This is a genomic window from Variovorax sp. RA8, assembly GCF_901827175.1.
GTDB lineage: Bacteria > Pseudomonadota > Gammaproteobacteria > Burkholderiales > Burkholderiaceae_C > Variovorax.
The window spans coordinates 185549-201204 of record NZ_LR594662.1 but is presented as its reverse complement, the minus strand read 5'-3'; the positions used below and the strand labels follow the sequence as shown (position 1 = coordinate 201204).

At 70.7% G+C, this 15656-nt stretch carries 13 protein-coding genes; 3 read left to right on the top strand and 10 right to left on the bottom strand.

What is annotated here, in order from left to right:
- Nucleotide 1: 1 nt before the first annotated feature.
- Together acuI and E5P3_RS00920 are read right to left on the bottom strand one after the other, a co-directional pair.
- Nucleotides 2–991, bottom strand: coding sequence for an acrylyl-CoA reductase (NADPH) (acuI, locus tag E5P3_RS00925; protein ID WP_197893925.1), 990 nt, complete (start codon nucleotides 989–991; stop codon nucleotides 2–4).
- 141 nt (nucleotides 992–1132) lie between these two features.
- On the bottom strand, nucleotides 1133–2062 hold the full coding sequence (locus E5P3_RS00920; protein WP_162584277.1) for a LysR family transcriptional regulator: 930 nt from the start codon (nucleotides 2060–2062) through the stop codon (nucleotides 1133–1135).
- 191 nt (nucleotides 2063–2253) lie between these two features.
- On the opposite strand from E5P3_RS00920, the gene E5P3_RS00915 reads away from it, so the two are divergent.
- Nucleotides 2254–2544 (top strand): DUF1330 domain-containing protein, encoded by a 291-nt coding sequence (locus E5P3_RS00915; RefSeq protein ID WP_162584276.1) that lies wholly within the window; start codon nucleotides 2254–2256, stop codon nucleotides 2542–2544.
- 90 nt (nucleotides 2545–2634) lie between these two features.
- Here the strand turns inward: E5P3_RS00915 and E5P3_RS00910 are convergent, their stop codons facing one another.
- The 4 genes from E5P3_RS00910 to E5P3_RS00895 are packed head-to-tail and all read right to left on the bottom strand — an operon-like array spanning nucleotide 2635 to nucleotide 5570.
- Nucleotides 2635–3330, bottom strand: a complete 696-nt coding sequence (locus E5P3_RS00910; protein ID WP_232072937.1) for an RraA family protein — start codon at nucleotides 3328–3330, stop codon at nucleotides 2635–2637.
- On the bottom strand, nucleotides 3327–4046 hold the full coding sequence (locus E5P3_RS00905) for an alpha/beta hydrolase (protein ID WP_162584274.1): 720 nt from the start codon (nucleotides 4044–4046) through the stop codon (nucleotides 3327–3329). Before E5P3_RS00905 ends, E5P3_RS00910 begins: the two co-directional genes overlap by 4 nt.
- Nucleotides 4043–4537, bottom strand: a complete 495-nt coding sequence (locus E5P3_RS00900) for a cupin domain-containing protein (protein WP_162584273.1) — start codon at nucleotides 4535–4537, stop codon at nucleotides 4043–4045. Before E5P3_RS00900 ends, E5P3_RS00905 begins: the two co-directional genes overlap by 4 nt.
- Nucleotides 4538–4592: 55 nt before the next feature.
- Nucleotides 4593–5570, bottom strand: coding sequence for a Bug family tripartite tricarboxylate transporter substrate binding protein (locus E5P3_RS00895; RefSeq protein WP_162584272.1), 978 nt, complete (start codon nucleotides 5568–5570; stop codon nucleotides 4593–4595).
- A 140-nt stretch (nucleotides 5571–5710) separates the two neighbouring features.
- Between E5P3_RS00895 and E5P3_RS00890 the strand changes: the two genes are divergently transcribed.
- Both E5P3_RS00890 and E5P3_RS00885 read left to right on the top strand, forming a co-directional pair.
- Complete coding sequence (locus E5P3_RS00890; protein WP_162584271.1) at nucleotides 5711–6637, top strand: LysR family transcriptional regulator; 927 nt, start codon at nucleotides 5711–5713, stop codon at nucleotides 6635–6637.
- Nucleotides 6638–6656: 19 nt separating this feature from the next.
- Complete coding sequence (locus E5P3_RS00885) at nucleotides 6657–7133, top strand: C40 family peptidase (RefSeq protein ID WP_162584270.1); 477 nt, start codon at nucleotides 6657–6659, stop codon at nucleotides 7131–7133.
- A gap of 45 nt (nucleotides 7134–7178) precedes the next feature.
- Here the strand turns inward: E5P3_RS00885 and E5P3_RS00880 are convergent, their stop codons facing one another.
- From E5P3_RS00880 to bcsA, 4 genes are read right to left on the bottom strand one after another with little or no spacing between them, the layout of a single operon-like run.
- On the bottom strand, nucleotides 7179–9920 hold the full coding sequence (locus E5P3_RS00880) for a cellulose biosynthesis protein BcsC (protein WP_162584269.1): 2742 nt from the start codon (nucleotides 9918–9920) through the stop codon (nucleotides 7179–7181).
- Nucleotides 9917–11107, bottom strand: a complete 1191-nt coding sequence (bcsZ, locus tag E5P3_RS00875; RefSeq protein WP_162584268.1) for a cellulose synthase complex periplasmic endoglucanase BcsZ — start codon at nucleotides 11105–11107, stop codon at nucleotides 9917–9919. The genes E5P3_RS00880 and bcsZ overlap by 4 nt, the downstream gene beginning before the upstream one ends.
- Before the next feature lie 11 nt (nucleotides 11108–11118).
- The gene (gene bcsB, locus E5P3_RS00870; RefSeq protein ID WP_162584267.1) at nucleotides 11119–13380 is read right to left on the bottom strand and encodes a cellulose biosynthesis cyclic di-GMP-binding regulatory protein BcsB; all 2262 of its coding nucleotides are present in this window, start codon (nucleotides 13378–13380) and stop codon (nucleotides 11119–11121) included.
- Nucleotides 13380–15551: a UDP-forming cellulose synthase catalytic subunit gene (gene bcsA / locus E5P3_RS00865; protein ID WP_443083273.1), complete on the bottom strand. Its 2172-nt coding sequence runs from the start codon at nucleotides 15549–15551 to the stop codon at nucleotides 13380–13382. Before bcsA ends, bcsB begins: the two co-directional genes overlap by 1 nt.
- Nucleotides 15552–15656: the final 105 nt, after the last annotated feature.

Genomic DNA, 15656 nt, shown 5'->3' with positions numbered 1-15656 from the left:
ATCAGGCACGCACGTTCACGACGGTGCGGCCGCGCACGCTGCCCGCAAGCAGCGCGGGCGCGGCGTCGAGCGTCGAGGCCAGCGGGATCTCGTGCGTGATCAGGGCCAGCCGCTCGCGGTCGAGTTCCTGCGACAGCCGCTGCCAGGCGCTCAGCCGATCTGCGCGCGGCGCCATCACCGAATCGACGCCGACAAGGGTCACGCCGCGCAGGATGAAGGGCGCCACCGTGCCGGGCATGTCCATGCCCTGCGCCAGGCCGCAGGCCGTGACCACACCGCCATAGCGGGTGGTGGCGCAGGCATTCACCAGGGTGTGGCTGCCCACCGAATCGACCACCCCGGCCCAACGCTCCTTGCCGAGCGGCTTGCCCGGAGAGGAAAGCGTTGCGCGGTCGACCACTTCCGCTGCGCCGATGCGCTTGAGGTAGTCCGCTTCGGCAGCGCGGCCGGTGGATGCGACCACGCGGAAACCACGGCCGGCAAGCAGACTGATCGCCACGCTGCCAACGCCGCCCGAGGCGCCGGTCACGAGGATCTCGCCATCGTCCGGGCGCACGCGATGGCGTTCCAGCGCCTGGACGCAGAGCATGGCCGTGTATCCCGCGGTGCCCACGGCCATGGCGGTGCGCGCATCCAGCCGATCGGGCATCGGCACGAGCCATTCGCCCTTGAGTCGAGCGCGCTCGGCCAGGCAGCCCCAGTGCTGCTCGCCGGCACCCCAGCCGTTGAGGATCACGCGGTCGCCGGCCGAGAACTCGGGATGACGGCTGTGCTCGACGACCCCTGCGCCGTCGATGCCCGGCACCATCGGCCAATGGCGCACCACGGGGCCGCGGTTCGTGATCGCCAGCGCGTCCTTGTAGTTGAGCGACGAATATTCGACCCGCAGCGTCACGTCGAAATCGGGCAGTGCCGAGTCGTCTAGATTGCGCAGCGAAGCATCGAATCGCTCCTCGCGACGCTCCAGCAATATGGCCTTGAACACGCCCATTCCGGTCCTTCTTGGTTGTCGATGAGCGCGAATCTATCGACGGCCAATGCGCCCGGCAAGAATGAAAAGCGTCCATTTGCGTTCGCAATATTCGAACGCAAGGGGAAACCCTCCCCATGCTGTTTCCCTCTGGGCGCCGCCTTAGAGCTTGTGGCGCAACGCGTTGCGGATCTCTTCGATCAGCGAAAGACTGGCCACCGAAAGATGGCGCCCGGCGCGCGTGCAGCACACCAGCACTTGCGGCTTGATGCGCGAGTCGCGGATCGGCACGAAGGCTGCGTCGGGATGATTGGGGTCTCGTCCGAAGAGGTACTGGGTGAGGATCGCGATGCCGACGCCGGCGGAGGCCGCGCTGCGCATCAACTCGTAGGAATTGGTGGTGAGCACCGCGCGCGGCTTCATGTCCACGCGCGCGAACATCTGGTCCAGCGTGGCGCGCAGCGCCAGGCTGGTGTCGGGCAGTACCAGGTCGTAGGCCGCGCAGTCGGTCAGCCGCACCCAGCTGCGCTGGGCCAGCGGATGCTTGCGCGGCACCATCACGCAGGAGCCCACGTCGCGCTTGGCCAGGATAGTCAGGCCCGCATGCGCGGGCGTGTTGTAGCCGAGCGCGAAATCGATCTCGTCGCCGAGCGCCAGCTCCACCAGCCGGGGCGAGCTCGCGACCGTGACTTCGTAGTTCACGCCCGGGTACTTCTTGTGAAAAGAAGCCAGCATCTGCGGCAGCAGTTCGCGCGAAAAGCCTTCGTTGACGCCGAAGTTGATGGTGCCGCGCTGCAGCCCGCGCAGCGCATCGACCTCGGTGCGGGCCGTCGCGATCTCGCCCATTGCGCGCTTGACGTGGTGGATGAAGACCTCACCGGCGGAGGTGAGCTTCAGGCCGCCGCGCCCGCGTCCGCGCTCGAAAAGCATTGCACCGATCTCCTCTTCGAGATTCTTCACCTGCCGGTTGATGGCGGATGCCGCGACATGCGTGCGCTCGGCCGCACGCCGGAAGGAGCCGGCTTGCGCCACTTCGTAGAAGTAACGCAGCGAGGTCGGGTTCTTGAGGTGGAGTCCGGGGTCTCGGGACATGGTGCATGTGCCTGCAGGTGATCGACCAGGCCAGCTTAACCGGCGATTCGATGCCGAGCCGCCGGCGTCCCGATCATGGCCGGTCGATCGCAACCGCCGCGCGATCGGTGATGGGGTCAGCCTGCGGCCGGCAGGCCAGCAGCAAGCCCAGGCTATATTGCTCGCTCAGCAACAGAGAGAGACGAATCACCATGGCAAAAGCCTATTGGGTCAGCGCATACCGTGCCATCAAGGACGCCGACAAAATTGCCGCCTACGCGAAGCTCGCCGGCCCTGCGATCACCGCCGGCGGCGGGCGCTTCCTGGCGCGCGGCCTGCCCGCGAAAGTCTATGAGTACGGATTGCCCGAACGCACCGTGCTGATCGAGTTCGACAGCGTCGAGCAGGCGCTGGCCGTGCATGACAGCCCCGCCTACCAGGCCGCGCTGCACGCGCTCGGCGACGGTGCCGAACGGGATCTGCGGATCATCGAAGGGGCCTGAGCCACCCTGGGCCGCCAAACTCGTGTACCCGCGCCGCCTTCACTGTGTTCGTCGGCATGGGTTTGCTTCTTCGCCATCGAAGGCTTAGGTTCAACGGGATGCAGCGTCGCGGGTCAGCGCCTGCGCGATCCAGGCCCGCGAGAGCGTGCCGCGGCGGATCGCCTCGAAGGTCTCGCGCTCGCGCGCCATGAGCTGCAGGCAGGCCTCGTTCGCGGCCTGGGCCAGCGCCTGCGGCACGCAGACCACGCCGTCGAGATCACCCACGACCAGGTCGCCCGCACGCACCACCGCGCCGCCCACGCCGACCTCGCCGTAGACCTCGCCGCCGCCCGTTCGCGTGGGGCCACGCGGCGAGACACTGCGCGAATAGACGGGCAACGGCCCCTGGCGCAGGTACTCCAGATCGCGCACAGCGCCGTCGACCACGAAGCCGGCGACGCCGCGCGCATGCGCCCAGCGGGCCATGGTCTCCCCCACGAGCGCGCGCTCCGGGCCGGCCGCACCGTCGATCACGATCACGTCGCCCGGCCGCGCCAGGTCGATGGCGTGCTGGGCCAACAAGTTGTCGCCGGCATCCACGCGCACCGTGAGCGCGGGTCCGCACAGCACGCCGGCCGCGGCATGGCGCGGCACCAGGCCCAGGGCGACCTGCACCTGCGGCAGGCCGTCGGCGAGGTTCGCGGTCGCACAGGCGCGCAGGGCCTCGACGAGCGTGGCGGGCGGTGCCGGCGGCGCCTGGAGGATGCGGTGGCGCGGCTGCACGGGCGCGGATGCACCGTCCCTCATGCAGGCACGCGCTGCAGCTGGCGCTGCAGGAAATCCACCGCCTCGGCCATTTGCGGCTCGCCGATGTCGATGTGCCGGCCCGGGTGCAGCGTGAGGCGCTTGTCGGCCGAGCCGAGCGCCGCGAAGACCGCGCGCGCACCGGCGATCGTGATGATCTCGTCGTCCGGCTTGGACTGGAACAGCACGGGCACGCGCACCGCCGCGGCCTGCTGCAGGATCTCGTCGGCGCGCGGGCGGCAGGCGCCCCAGAGCCCGAGCACGGCGCAGCGCACGCGCGGCGTGCGGCCGACGACGGGCAGGCCGTACGCGGTGCCCATCGAGAGGCCGTACCAGCCGATGGCCGTGGCATCGACGAGGGGCATGGCGCACAGCTCATCCAGGGCGTCGGTCCAGTCGGCCACCATGGGCTCCACGCTGCCGCCATCCGCCCAGAGCATGCGGAAGCGGTCGCGCACGGCGTCGGCGCCCTCGCCCGCCGCGGCGCGTTCGCCGTGCACGGGGCCATCGATTGCGGCGACCACGAAGCCGGCCTGCCGGACCAGCGCATGTGCCACGCGCTCGACCGCGGGCGCGGTCTTGTGGCCGGCGCCGCCATGGCCGATCAGCACGAGCGGCCGCGGCGCGTCGAGGCCCGCACGGTGCCAGATCGCCAGCGGCACGCCGCGGCGCGCGGTGCGCACCACCTCGCGCGCGATGTCGTCTGCGGCGCCGCTCACATGAACTCGCAGTTGGGCGCGTTGCCCGGCTGCACCGCGAGCAGCAGGCCCTGGGTGCTGCCTTCGCCGGGCTCGAGGTTGATGAAGCGGCGCGGCGTGTAGGCCGGCATCGAGCAGACGTCCAGCGGGTCGAGGTCGACCGAGTGCTCCTCGTTCAGGCCCCAGATGACGCGCCAGCGGCCCTTGATCGCGACGAAGGTCTCGTTGGTGTCGTGGTTGTGCAGCTTCGGGCCGTTGCCGGGCTCGGCCTCGACGTACGACATCTGGAAGCCCTCGTCGATGGCGATCGCCGACATCGGGTCCTTGCCGCCCTCGACGACGAGACCGCGCCCGATCACGAGGTAGTTGCGCCGCACGTGCCCCGGCAGCTGGCTGTCGGGGTAGCGGTCGGGCGGGTAGCGCAGGTTCTTGAAGCGGGCCACGCGAGACTGCATCTGCTGCGGGGTCGGCGTCTGGATGGGCATCTCGTAGGTCTTCTGGACGGCGGTCATGGGTCGGCTTTCTTGTGGACGGGTTGGAAAAGTGCAGGACGGGCCGGCGACGCGCTCATTCGCCGATCTTCACGCCGGTCTCGTGCACGAGCTTGTCCCAGCGCGCGATCTCGTTGCGCACGAAGGTGGCGAACTGGTCGGCGGTGTAGGGCTTGGCCTCCGAGCCCGTCTTGGCCAGCGCCTCGCGCACGTCGGGCGTGGCGTTGGCGTTGCGGATCGCGCGGTTGAGCTTGTCGACGATGGCGGGCGGCGTGCCCGCGGGCGCGAAGAGGCCACCCCACGCGATCAGGTCCATGTCGGCATAGCCCAGCTCGCCGAGCGTGGGCGTGTCGGGCATGTACGCGTTGCGCTGCGTGCCCCCCAGGCCCAGGGCCCTGGCGCGGCCGGCCGAGGTGTGGCCCATGGCTTCGGCCGGGTAGCCCACCATGCCGTCGAGCTGGCCGCCGATCACGTCGGTCATGGCGAAGGCGGTGCCCTTGTAGGGCACGACGTTGAGCTTGACGCCCGCGGCCTTCTCGAACGAGGCGACGAATACCTGCTGGAATGCGTTGACCGCCGCCCAATTCACCTCGCCGGGCCGTGCCTTGGCACGTGCGACGAGCTGGGGCACGGTCTCGAGCTTGGACGCGTTGCTCGACACCAGCACCGGGTTGCTGGTGAACAGCAGGCCGACCGGGACGAAGTCCTTGGCCGGGTCGTAGCTCATGCGAATGCCGGCCGGCTTGTTGATCGCCATCTCGCTGATGGTCGCGGCCAGCAGCGTATAGCCGTCGGGACGCGCCTTGGCCGCGGCCTCGCCGCCGATGTTGCCGTTTGCGCCGGGGCGGTTCTCGACGTAGAAGGACTGGCCCAGCTCTGCGCTGAGCTTGGCGGCCACGCGCCGCGCCGCCACGTCGGTCGCGCTGCCGGCGGGAAACCCGAACACGATGCGCACGGGCTTGGAGGGGTAGCTGTCGGCCTGCTGCGCGAACGCTGCCTGGCCGAGGGCGAGCAGGGTGCCGGCCATGACGGCATGAATGGCGAATGACTTCATCGTGTGTGTCTCCTTGGGCTTTGCGACGATTGTGGTCAGCGGCGCACGCGCCCGCCATGTCCTGCCCGGCATGCGGACATGCCATGGGCTGTATGGCGACCCCGCATGCTTCATGGGGGCACGGGGATAATCCGCGGGCCATGCAAGCCCGCCATCTCGACGTCTACCTGCTGCGCTGCGTGGTCGCCTTGGTGGCCGAGGGCCACGTGACGCGCGCGGCCGAGCGCATGGGCATCACACAGCCGGCGATGAGCGCAACGCTGGCGCGGCTGCGCACCCTGTTCGCCGACCCGCTGCTGGTGCGTACCGAAAAAGGCATGGTGACCACGCCGCGCGCCCGGCAGCTGGCCGCCCGGTTCCAGCAGGCGCTGGACCTGGTCGACCAGGCCGTGGCCGATGGTGCCGACTTCGACCCCGCGGCGGCGACCGAGCGCTTCCGCATCGCCGCCAGCGAGACACTGGGCTACCTGCTGATGCCTTCGCTGATCGCGCACGTGCGGCGGCTCGCGCCCGCCGTGCAGCTCACGGTGCAGCCGCCCGACCTGGGCCGCGTGCGCCACGACCTCGAGGAAGGCGGCATCGACCTCTTGGTCGCCTTCATCCGCGATGCGCCGGCGGGCCTGCGCTTCACGCCGCTCATGAGTCAGCCCATGCGGGTCATCGCGGCGGCCGGGCACCCCGACGTGCAGGGCCGGCTGACACGGGCACAGTACGTGGCGCACCCGCACGTGTTCTATGCGCTGGGCCGGACCGGGGCGTCGACGCTCGAAGCCGTGGTCGACGAGGCGCTGGAGCGCGCGGGGCTGGTGCGGACCATCGGCGCGCGCGTGTCCTCCACCCTGGTCTCGCCGGGGCTGGTTGCGCAGTCGGACCTGCTGGCCACGCTGCCCGAGCGCATTGCCCGGCACTTCTCGGCGGTCTGGCAGCTGCAGGTGCTCGAGCCGCCGGTGCCGCTCGAGGACGTGAGCACCTCGATGTTCTGGCACGAGCGCATGCACCACAACCCGGCCCATCGCTGGCTGCGCCAGCAGTTCGAGATCGTCGCGCGCAGCACGGGCACGGCCTGAGCAACTACCATCCTCGGCCATGCCGACCCTGCGTAGATCGACAGTCCTGTGCACCTGCCTGCTGCTCGCGGCCTGCGGCAGCACACCGCCCCGGGCGCCCGGGACCTTGCGGCCATCGTTGATTTCCGCCGAGCAATCGAGTGATGCGGCCATCCATGCCATGGGACTGGTCGGCACGCCCTACCGGTACGGCGGCAACACGGCCGATGGCGGCTTCGATTGCAGCGGGCTGATCGGCTTCGTGTACCGCCAAAGTGCCGGACTGGCAACGCCACGCACCGTGGCGCAACTCGCCGATTTCGGGAACCCGATATCGCGCAACGACCTGCGCACCGGGGACCTGGTGGTCTTCGGCGGCAGCCGGCCCACGCACGCCGGCATCTACGTGGGCGAGAACCGGTTCGTCCACGCGCCTTCCACGGGCGGCGAGGTGCGGCTGGACCGGCTCGACGGTCCGTACTGGTCGCGCCAGCGGGTGGATGTTCGGCGGCCCTGAGTTCGAGACACCCGGGCTTGCTGCATCACCGCTCGATCATCGCCCTCAAGGCAGCGGTGTGTAGGGAGAGCCGAAGGGCTTGACCATCATGGCGCCCGGCACCCCACCGCCTGCGCCGAACACGTAGCGCAGATACGCATTCCCCGTGACCTGCCGGTAGTCGCGCGCATTGTTGAACCCGAGGGCGCCGCCCAGGTAGAGCTGCGGGCCGATCTGGTACTCGGCGATTGCCGCGACGTTGTAGGCGATGCCCCGGTGGCGCGTCGGGACGGCGAGGAAGGCCGCGGGGCCTGCCACGGCGTTGAAGGGCGAAGGGTCCTCCCTGAAGGACTGTATGCCGATGGACGCGTTGATCCGCCAGGCAAGCCGCCCGTCGCGCCCCTGCCAATCCAGCGGGAAGGTGAGGCTGGAGAAGTGCTGGGGGCTGAAGTAGCCGCCCTCGCCGTAGATGAAATGGCTCAGGTTCTTGTCGTACGACATCAGCCCCAGGTTCACGCCCAGCGTCAGGGACGAGCCGTCGCCGCGCAGGACGGGCACGTACACGCCGCCGCCGAGTTCACGGCGCCGGTTGCTGGCCACGCTCGTGCCGGTGATGCCGTGAACGGCGCCGTACCCGTAAACGCCATACGGCCCCAAGTCCCGCGCGAGATCCAGGCGTGCGCCGGTGGCGACCACGCCGCCCCATTCGAGGCCGGTGCGCGGGTCGCGCGTGCCGGCAAAGGACAGCAGGCTGTCGGTCACGGGCCGGCGTGAGAGTTCGGCCTTGAGCGAGAGCGTTTCCGCGAGCTGCGCGCTGTAGCCCAGGTGGCCGATGACGTTGCTGCGCGTGAAGCCGATGGGCGTGGTGCCCAGGCTGGCGCTGAAGTTCGGTCCTTCGTAGCCGACGCTCAGCCCGACGCCGCTTTCGGTTTGCGCGCCCGGCGGTGCGGCCGCACCGGTGGCCTGCAACTGTGCGGCCGGCGTGCCGCCGCCGAAGCGGGCCGCGGTGGCGGCGTCGAATGCCAGCGTGCCGGCACGCAGCGAGGTCGGCGTCACGCCGAGCGAGAGGCGGCCGTCGCCGAACGGGAGCCTGGCCTCCAAGGGGGTCTGCACATCGGTCAACCGCCCGAGCCCCGCCTCGCCGCTGCGATGGCGGTACACCGGCCCGGCCGCAATTTGCGGTGCGCGTTCGGCCTCGGCTTGCCGGGCTCGCGCCTCCTGGGCATTGCGCTCGGCGCGCAGCCGGTCGAGTTCGGTGCGCCGGGCCTCGTCCCGGGACTGGAGGCTTTGCCGCAGCGCATTCATGTCGGCCGTGCGCGAAGCTTCCGGAATGCGGTCGAGGTACTGCAGGCCCGCAAGCGCATCGCCGGCCTCGCCGGCCTGAAGTGCCTGGACATGGAGTCCTTCCGGCGTGTCGCGCTGGGCGGCAGGCATGGCGTCGACGAGCTCGCGCGCCTGCGACGCCAAGCCCATGCGGCGATAGACGAGCGCGAGGTCATGACGGACCCAGAGGCTTTCCGGAGCCTCGGCCAGCGCTGCTTCCAGCGTGCGCCGCGCACCGGCCATGTCGCCAGCTTCGGACTCGCGGCGGGCCTGCGCACGTGCCTGCTCGGCGCGCGCGGACCGCAGGCTCGCGAGTGCATCGCGCGCGGCGGGCCCCGTCGGGTCGAGCTGCATGGCGCGGTCCAGCAGTTGCCGCGCACGCGTCGGATCGCCGCGGCCGCGCGCGTCGGCCGCCTGCCCGACAAGGTTCCAGTAGGTGGCGCTGCGAAGCGCAGAAGCCCAGCGTTGGCCGCCCGTCCTCGAGGCACGGGCCAGCAGCGCTTCGGCTTCGGCGAATCGCTCCTGCCGCAACCGCACCACACCCAGGCCGCCGAGCGCATCGGCGTCGGCCGGGCGCAGGCGCAGCACTTGCTGGAAGCGCCGCTCGGCGCCCGGCAGGTCGCTGCGCTCGAGCGCAGCGAAGCCCATGCGCAATGGGTCCGGCGGGGCGGGCCGGGCGCCCTGCACGGGGGCGCCCTCCGGTGCGCGGGGCGGTTCCGGGGACCCCAATTGCGACAAGCGCTGCGCCACCGCGGGATCCGGCTGCAGCGCCAGGTAGTCGCGGTAGAGCTCGGCATCGGTGGCGCGGGCATCGAGCCACAGCAGGGCCTGGCGCCATGCATCGCGGGCCGGCGCGCCGGCCGGCTGCTTCGCGAGCTCGGCCAGGCTATGGATGCCTTCGCGCCGCGTGGCCTCGCGATAGGTCTGCAACTGCGCCAGTGCGAGCTTGTAGTCGGAGCGGTCCGGCCTGCTGCGCGCCAGGCGCTCCAGGCCTCGGCGGCTTTCGTCCCAACCCTGAGGGGTGCCGCCAAGCGCCTGGTAGTACTCCAGGGCCAGCGGCTCCGGCGGCGCGCGGTCGCCGAGGAAGGCACGGTAGGCCTGCAGCGCCTCGGCGGTGCGTCCGGCGCGGGCGGCCGCGCGAGCGGCTTCCAGGTCGCTGGCCGGGCCGCCCGGCTGGGCGATGCGTGCCTCGAGCTGGATCGCCCTGGCATCCGCCGGATGCGCGGCGCGCAGGCGTACGAGCCAGCTTCGCGCCGCATCGGCCCGGCCGCGCGCGAGCTCGACCTGGGCCATGCCGTACAGCGCCTCGGCGGACTGCGGGTCGGCGCTGAGCAGCTTGCGCCAGCTGGCTTCGGCCAGCTCGAGCCGGCCCAGGCTCTGCCAATGGATGGCCTGCTCGGCCAATGAGGCGCGTGCGTCGGCCTGCGCCAGGACCGGCCCGGTGCCCAGCGCGGCCCATGCCGCGACGCAGACCCACCGTCTCATGCGGAACGCGGCACGGGGCACAGGCGTCTCCAGTCAGGTTGCAGCTCGCCATTGCGGCCGAAGGCATAGCGCCCGTCGAGCCAGGCTTGGCCGAAGAGCAGCAACACGCTTTCGTAATAGGGCAGGGGCGCGGGTGCCACGGCGGCCTGCGTGCGCTCGCGGATGCGGGCGAGCTGCTGCGCGAGCGCGTCCTGCAGCCCCTGGGCCTGCAGATAGGGCAGGAGCGCTCCAGCGAAGCCGACCGGCGCGGTTCCGCGCGTGGCGCCGGTGTCGGTGTCGACGTATTCCGGAAAGGCCGCCGACTGCAGCAGCTGCGTGCGCGGCCCGCGCAGGAACTTCAGCAAGGCCGCACGCGCAGGCTCCTGCGCGTGCAACATGCCGGCCCACAGGTAGACGCGGATCGCGTCGTAGCTGCCCACGGCACGTTTCTGGGGATCGGCCACGAAGGCGCGGTCCTTCTCGGACCAGGCGCACCAGTCGGGCGCAAAGCCGCGAGGGGCGACGGCTTCGAGCATCCGCACGGTGTGCTGTGCAATCTCGCCCCACGGGCCCTGCGGCTCCTCCTGCTGGAAGCGGCGCAGCAACTGCACGGGCAGGTAGCTCGGATTGAGGCGCCATACCGGTCCGTTGGCGACGGAGCGCGGCCAGGGCAGCAGCATGCGGCCCAGGCCGGGCAAGACGCTCACCTCCTCGCGCACCGCGTTCTCGAGCACGCTGCGCCCCAGCGCCTGGTAGGCCGGGTGGTTCCACAGCCGCCCGGCCTCGATCAGCGCGTAGGCGACCCACAGGTCCGAGTCGGAGGCCGGATTGGCGTCCAGCACGCCCCAGCTGCCGTCGACCTTGCGGCCCCATCGCCACGCGGGCAGGCGCTGCGCGAGCCGGCCTCCAGCGAGGTTGGCGTCGGTCCATTGCAGCACGCGGTCGAAGGCGGCCCGGTCGTTGTGGACCAGCGCAAAGAACAGCCCGTAGGACTGCCCTTCGGAGGTCGAGTGCTGCTCCTGGGTGTCGAAGTCGATGACGCGCCCGTCGGCCTGGAGATGGCGGGCGGCGAAGCCGGTCCAGTCGGCGATCGGCAGGCAGGCGGTGCGGGCCGCGCGCGCCGGGCCCTGCGACACCGCGGCCAGCGGTGACAGCGCGAGCGCCGCCAGGCAGCGGCGGCGCCCCGAACGGATGGGCGTGGGAGGCATGCCGCGCGCGCTCACGACGGCGGCCCTTCCCGCAGCCGCCGGTGCGCGCGCCGCTGCAGGCTGAAGTACGCGGCCCCGGCGCCGATGAATGCCAGCGCGAGAACCAGCCCGGCCAGCAGCAGGGGGTTGCGCGAGAGCTTCCACTGCACCCAGGCGACGGGGGGCAGGCGGCCCACGTAGTAGGTCTCGCCGCCCAGCAGACTGTGGACCTCGGTGCCCCGCACGATCGAGGTGCTGCCCTGGATGCGGCGAAGCATCTCCGGCGACATCATCGCGTTCAGCAGCGCGGACTGCGACTCGGCGCTGGCGACCACCGCCACCACGCTTCGGCCTGCCGCAAGCGGCGATTCGAAGCCCGCGAGCGCGGCATCCTGCCCACCGACCGAGATGGCCATCTGCGCGACCGAGGGGAGGTCTTCGCGCCGGCGCGTGCCGGCCACGAACTTCAAGGCCTCGTCGAACCACGTGCCCACCCGGAACGCCTGCACGCCATGGCCGTGCGCGAGCGGCATGCGCCCGGCCCATTGCGCGAACAGAGGCTGGCCCTGGAGACTGCCGAGCACCAGGAGATCCTTGCCGGCCCATTGCGACACCTTCGACGCACCGCCGACCGAGACCCGCAGCGCCGGATAGCCGGTCGCATTGCCGAGCTGGCCCATGAGCGCAAGGAAGATCTCCTGGTCCGCCTGCCCCGGCGCATCGGGCAGCACCACCGCGGTGTCGGCCAGGTCGGCCAGGCGCGTGAACGGAAAGCCACCGTTGGCGAAGGCAGCCAGCTCGGGCATCGCCAGGTAGTGGGGCAGGCGCGAGATGTCGACGGTCGAGTCGGCATCGATGCTGCCGCGCACGTTGCCCAGCAGCGCCTTGCAGGGTCCGGCATCGGGCTGGAAGTAGTAGTGCAGGCGCAGCTGGCTGCGGGCGCCGAGCGCGAGCGGCGGCAGGTGGATGGTCTTGCGTTCACCGGCCGTGCCGTCTGGCAGCAGCGTGCGCGCGAACGGGTTCCACCAGGGGTTCGGGTTGGCCGCGCGCAGGGGCAGCGAACCGATGAAGTTTTCGCCGAGGTTGATGTTGAGGGTCGACTGGTCGGCGTGGGCCCTCGGCGTGTAGCGGTACCCGAGTTCGAGCGGGATGCCGCGCGAGCGCCAGGCGAAGAGGTCCGGGGGCACCTGCAGGTTGACCTTGACCACGTCCGGCGTGTAGCCCTCCACGTTCAGGTCCTCGGCCGCGGCGAGTTCGCCGAGCCGCACCGGCCGGTCGCCCGCGATCCAGCGCGGCGCGTCGTAGGGCCGGCGCACGGGCGGCTCCTGGAAGTTGGCGACGGCTGTCGTGCTGCCGCTCAGGGCGCGGCTGTTGAGCGCAAGCGCGGCGGCGGCCGTGCGCAACTCGGCCGGGTTGCGGCCCATGACGAGCAGCAGCTTGCGAATCGGATCGCCCGGCCGGTCGATCACGGCGAGGCCCGGTCCCTGGATGTCAGGCAACTGCAGCCCAGGGACGGTGGTGCCGGGCATCGCGAAGACCACGGCATTCGAATCGGCCGGCAGCACACCCGCCGACACCGGGAACACGGCCCCGCGGTAGCCCGCCAGCGCCCCGAACCAGGAAGACACGATGCCCGCGGCCTCGAGCGTCGGGAAGCCGTTATCGCCAAGGACAAAAGGCAGTCGCAGGCGGCGCGGATCCCGCGGGTCGAAGAAGGGCACGGGCAGCGTGCCGAGGTCGGCATGGGCTGCGAAGGGCTCGGCCGTCAGGCGCAGGCTGCTCGATGCGTCCACCTTCGCCCACAGGCTGGAGTGGGCGGGGTCTTCGCACTCGCGCGTGTAGTGGCCGATGAGCTCGATGTTGATGCGGTTGTAGTCGCCCACCAGGCGGCGGTCGATGGGGATGGTGGCGCTGCGCGGCTGGCCCGCGCCCTCGCGCGGCAGCGGCAATGTCGCCACCGCCACGTCGTTGACGGTCACGGCGAGGTGCGAGAGCTCGGGCAGCAGTGCGGGCGAGTACGAGTAGTGGAGCTGCAGCGAGGCTGCCGTCACCAGCTCGTCGCCACGCACGCTGAACGGAATTCCGACGCTGGCCTGGGTGCCGCGCAGCGTGATCGCGTAGTCGACGCCGAGCTGCGCAAGGCTCATTTCCCGCACGGCGCCGGCGGCAGGGTTCGCCGTGGCATGCGGCGCCGGAACGTGCGCCGGATCGTGCGCCGGCTGCACCTGCGCTTGCGCCGCGCCGCACCCCATCGAGACCAGGATCACGGCGAGCAGCAGCTTGGGAGCCGGCATCAGGTCGACTCCCTCGAATCGGCCGAGCGCCTCGCGGCCGCTGGCGAACGCAGCCTTCCGGCCACGGCGTCGCGGTAATGCGCGAACATGTCCTTGAAGCCGACGGCGCTGATGCGCGCGATGTGCGCGAGCACGCCGATGGCACCTGCCCGCGGGTGCCGGCCCCAGCGCCGCGACCAGATGTCCGGACGCGAGATCGTGCAGCGCACGAGCGCCTGTTCCTGCGCCAGGCTCAGGCCTTCGAAGCGCAGTCCCAGCCGGTTGTCGCGGCTGAATCGCACGGTGGCGGGAAAGCGGTGTTCGACCTCCCCGTCGAACAGCGACACCTCCAGCGCGGCGTCGTGGGGGTAGTGCATGCCGGCGGGCAGGTCGATCCCCAGTCCGCTCGCGGAGAAGTCGAAGGTCCGGCAAGCCACGCTTGCCTGGCCCGACATGTGCACCACCGCCGGCATCTGCAGCGTCACGCGGTGCGCGGCACGCATCTGGCGCGATTCGTTGGCGGCCGCCACGCAGGCGCCGAGGATCACCAGGTTGTAGAACGTCCAGGCCAGGTTGAGCCATACGGTGGCGATGCGCTCTTCTTCCACCCAGGTCAGCCTCCACAGCCCGAAGCCCGCGCCGATGAAGTTGAGCAGCAGCAGGAAGATGCTGGCCCTGGCGATCTGTGTGTCGAAGTAGCGGCGCCGGATCAATCCGCCCTTGGCCGTCACATTGAAGGCACCCAGCTTCGGGTTGATGATCGCCATCAGCGTCGGGCGGAAGATGTGCCACGCCAGCACCGCCTCGTACACCTCGTTCCAGAAGAGATAGCGGAAGCGCCCCTGCACACGGCTGTTGGTCAGGTTGGCATGGAGGATGTGCGGCAGCGCGTAGGCGAAGATCATCGCGGCCGAGGCATGGATGACGCTGGCGCCGAACACCAGGTACGCGAGCGGCGCGGTGAGGTAGATGAGCCGCGGCAGCCCGTAGAGGAAGTGCAACATCGCGTTGAGGTAGCACAGCCGCTGCGCCCAGCTCAGCCCGCGGCCGAGCAGCGGGTTGTCGGTGCGGAAGATCTGCGTCATGCCTCGCGCCCAGCGGATGCGCTGGCCGACATGGCCCGACAGGCTCTCGGTGGCCAGGCCGGCCGCCTGCGGAATCGCGAGGTAGGCGGTGTCGTAGCCTGCCCGGTGCAGCTTGAGGGCGGTGTGCGCGTCCTCGGTCACCGTCTCGACGGCGATGCCACCGACCTGTTCGCAGGCGCTGCGCCGCAGGACTGCGCACGAACCACAGAAGAAGGAGGCGTTCCACAGGTCGTTGCCGTCCTGGATCAGCCCATAGAACAGCTCGCCTTCGTTGGGCACCGTGCCGAAGGTGCCGAGGTTCTTCTCGAAAGGGTCGGCCGAATAGAAGTAGTGCGGCGTCTGCACCATCGCGAGGCGTGGCTCGCGCCCGAACCAGCCCATCGTCAACTCCAGGAAGGAGCGTACCGGCGCATGGTCGCAATCGAAGATCGCGACGAACTCGCCGCCGGTGTGCTTCAGCGCCGCGTTGATGTTCCCGGCCTTGGCATGGCGGTTGTCGCTGCGCGTGACGTGGGCCACGCCAACCGCCTCGCAGAACGCGCGAAACTCCTCGCGGCGGCCGTCGTCGAGCAGGTGGATGCGCAGCTTGTCGCGCGGCCAGTCCATCGACAGCGCTGCCAGCACGGTCGGCCGCACCACCGCCAGCGGCTCGTTGTAGGTGGGTATGAGCACGTCGACGACGGGCCAGGCGTTGCGGTCCGCCGGCAACGGATGGGGCGCGCGCCCGAGCGGCCAGACGGTCTGCAGATAGCCGAGCAGCAGCACCACGAAGGCGTAGATTTCGGCGAGCAGCAGGCCCCAGGCCAGGACCAGGTCGAGCGCATGGTCCATGTACATCGTGTCGGTGATGCGCCAGTACAAGTAGCGCGAGGACACCACCACGGACATGAACATCAGCGCCAGGGTCGCGAACCTGCCGGCGAACCGGTTCACGACCAGTGCCGCGATGAAGATTGCAACCGAGAGGGTGAGTTGCTGATACAGCGTCAGCGGCACGATGACCAGCGCCGGCAGCGTGCACAGCGTGAGAACCCACGCGGCCGCATGGATGGCCGCGCGGGTCGCACCAGGCGCGGGTGGCTGTGGGGGCAGCCTGCCCTCGCTCACCAGCGGGAACGCGGCGTTGCCGCGCTGCGGTGGAGCCAAGGGGTGCGAGCGCGGGATGCGCCGCCACGGCGCGCAGCGTACGGAGGGTGGGCCTGGTCGTTCATC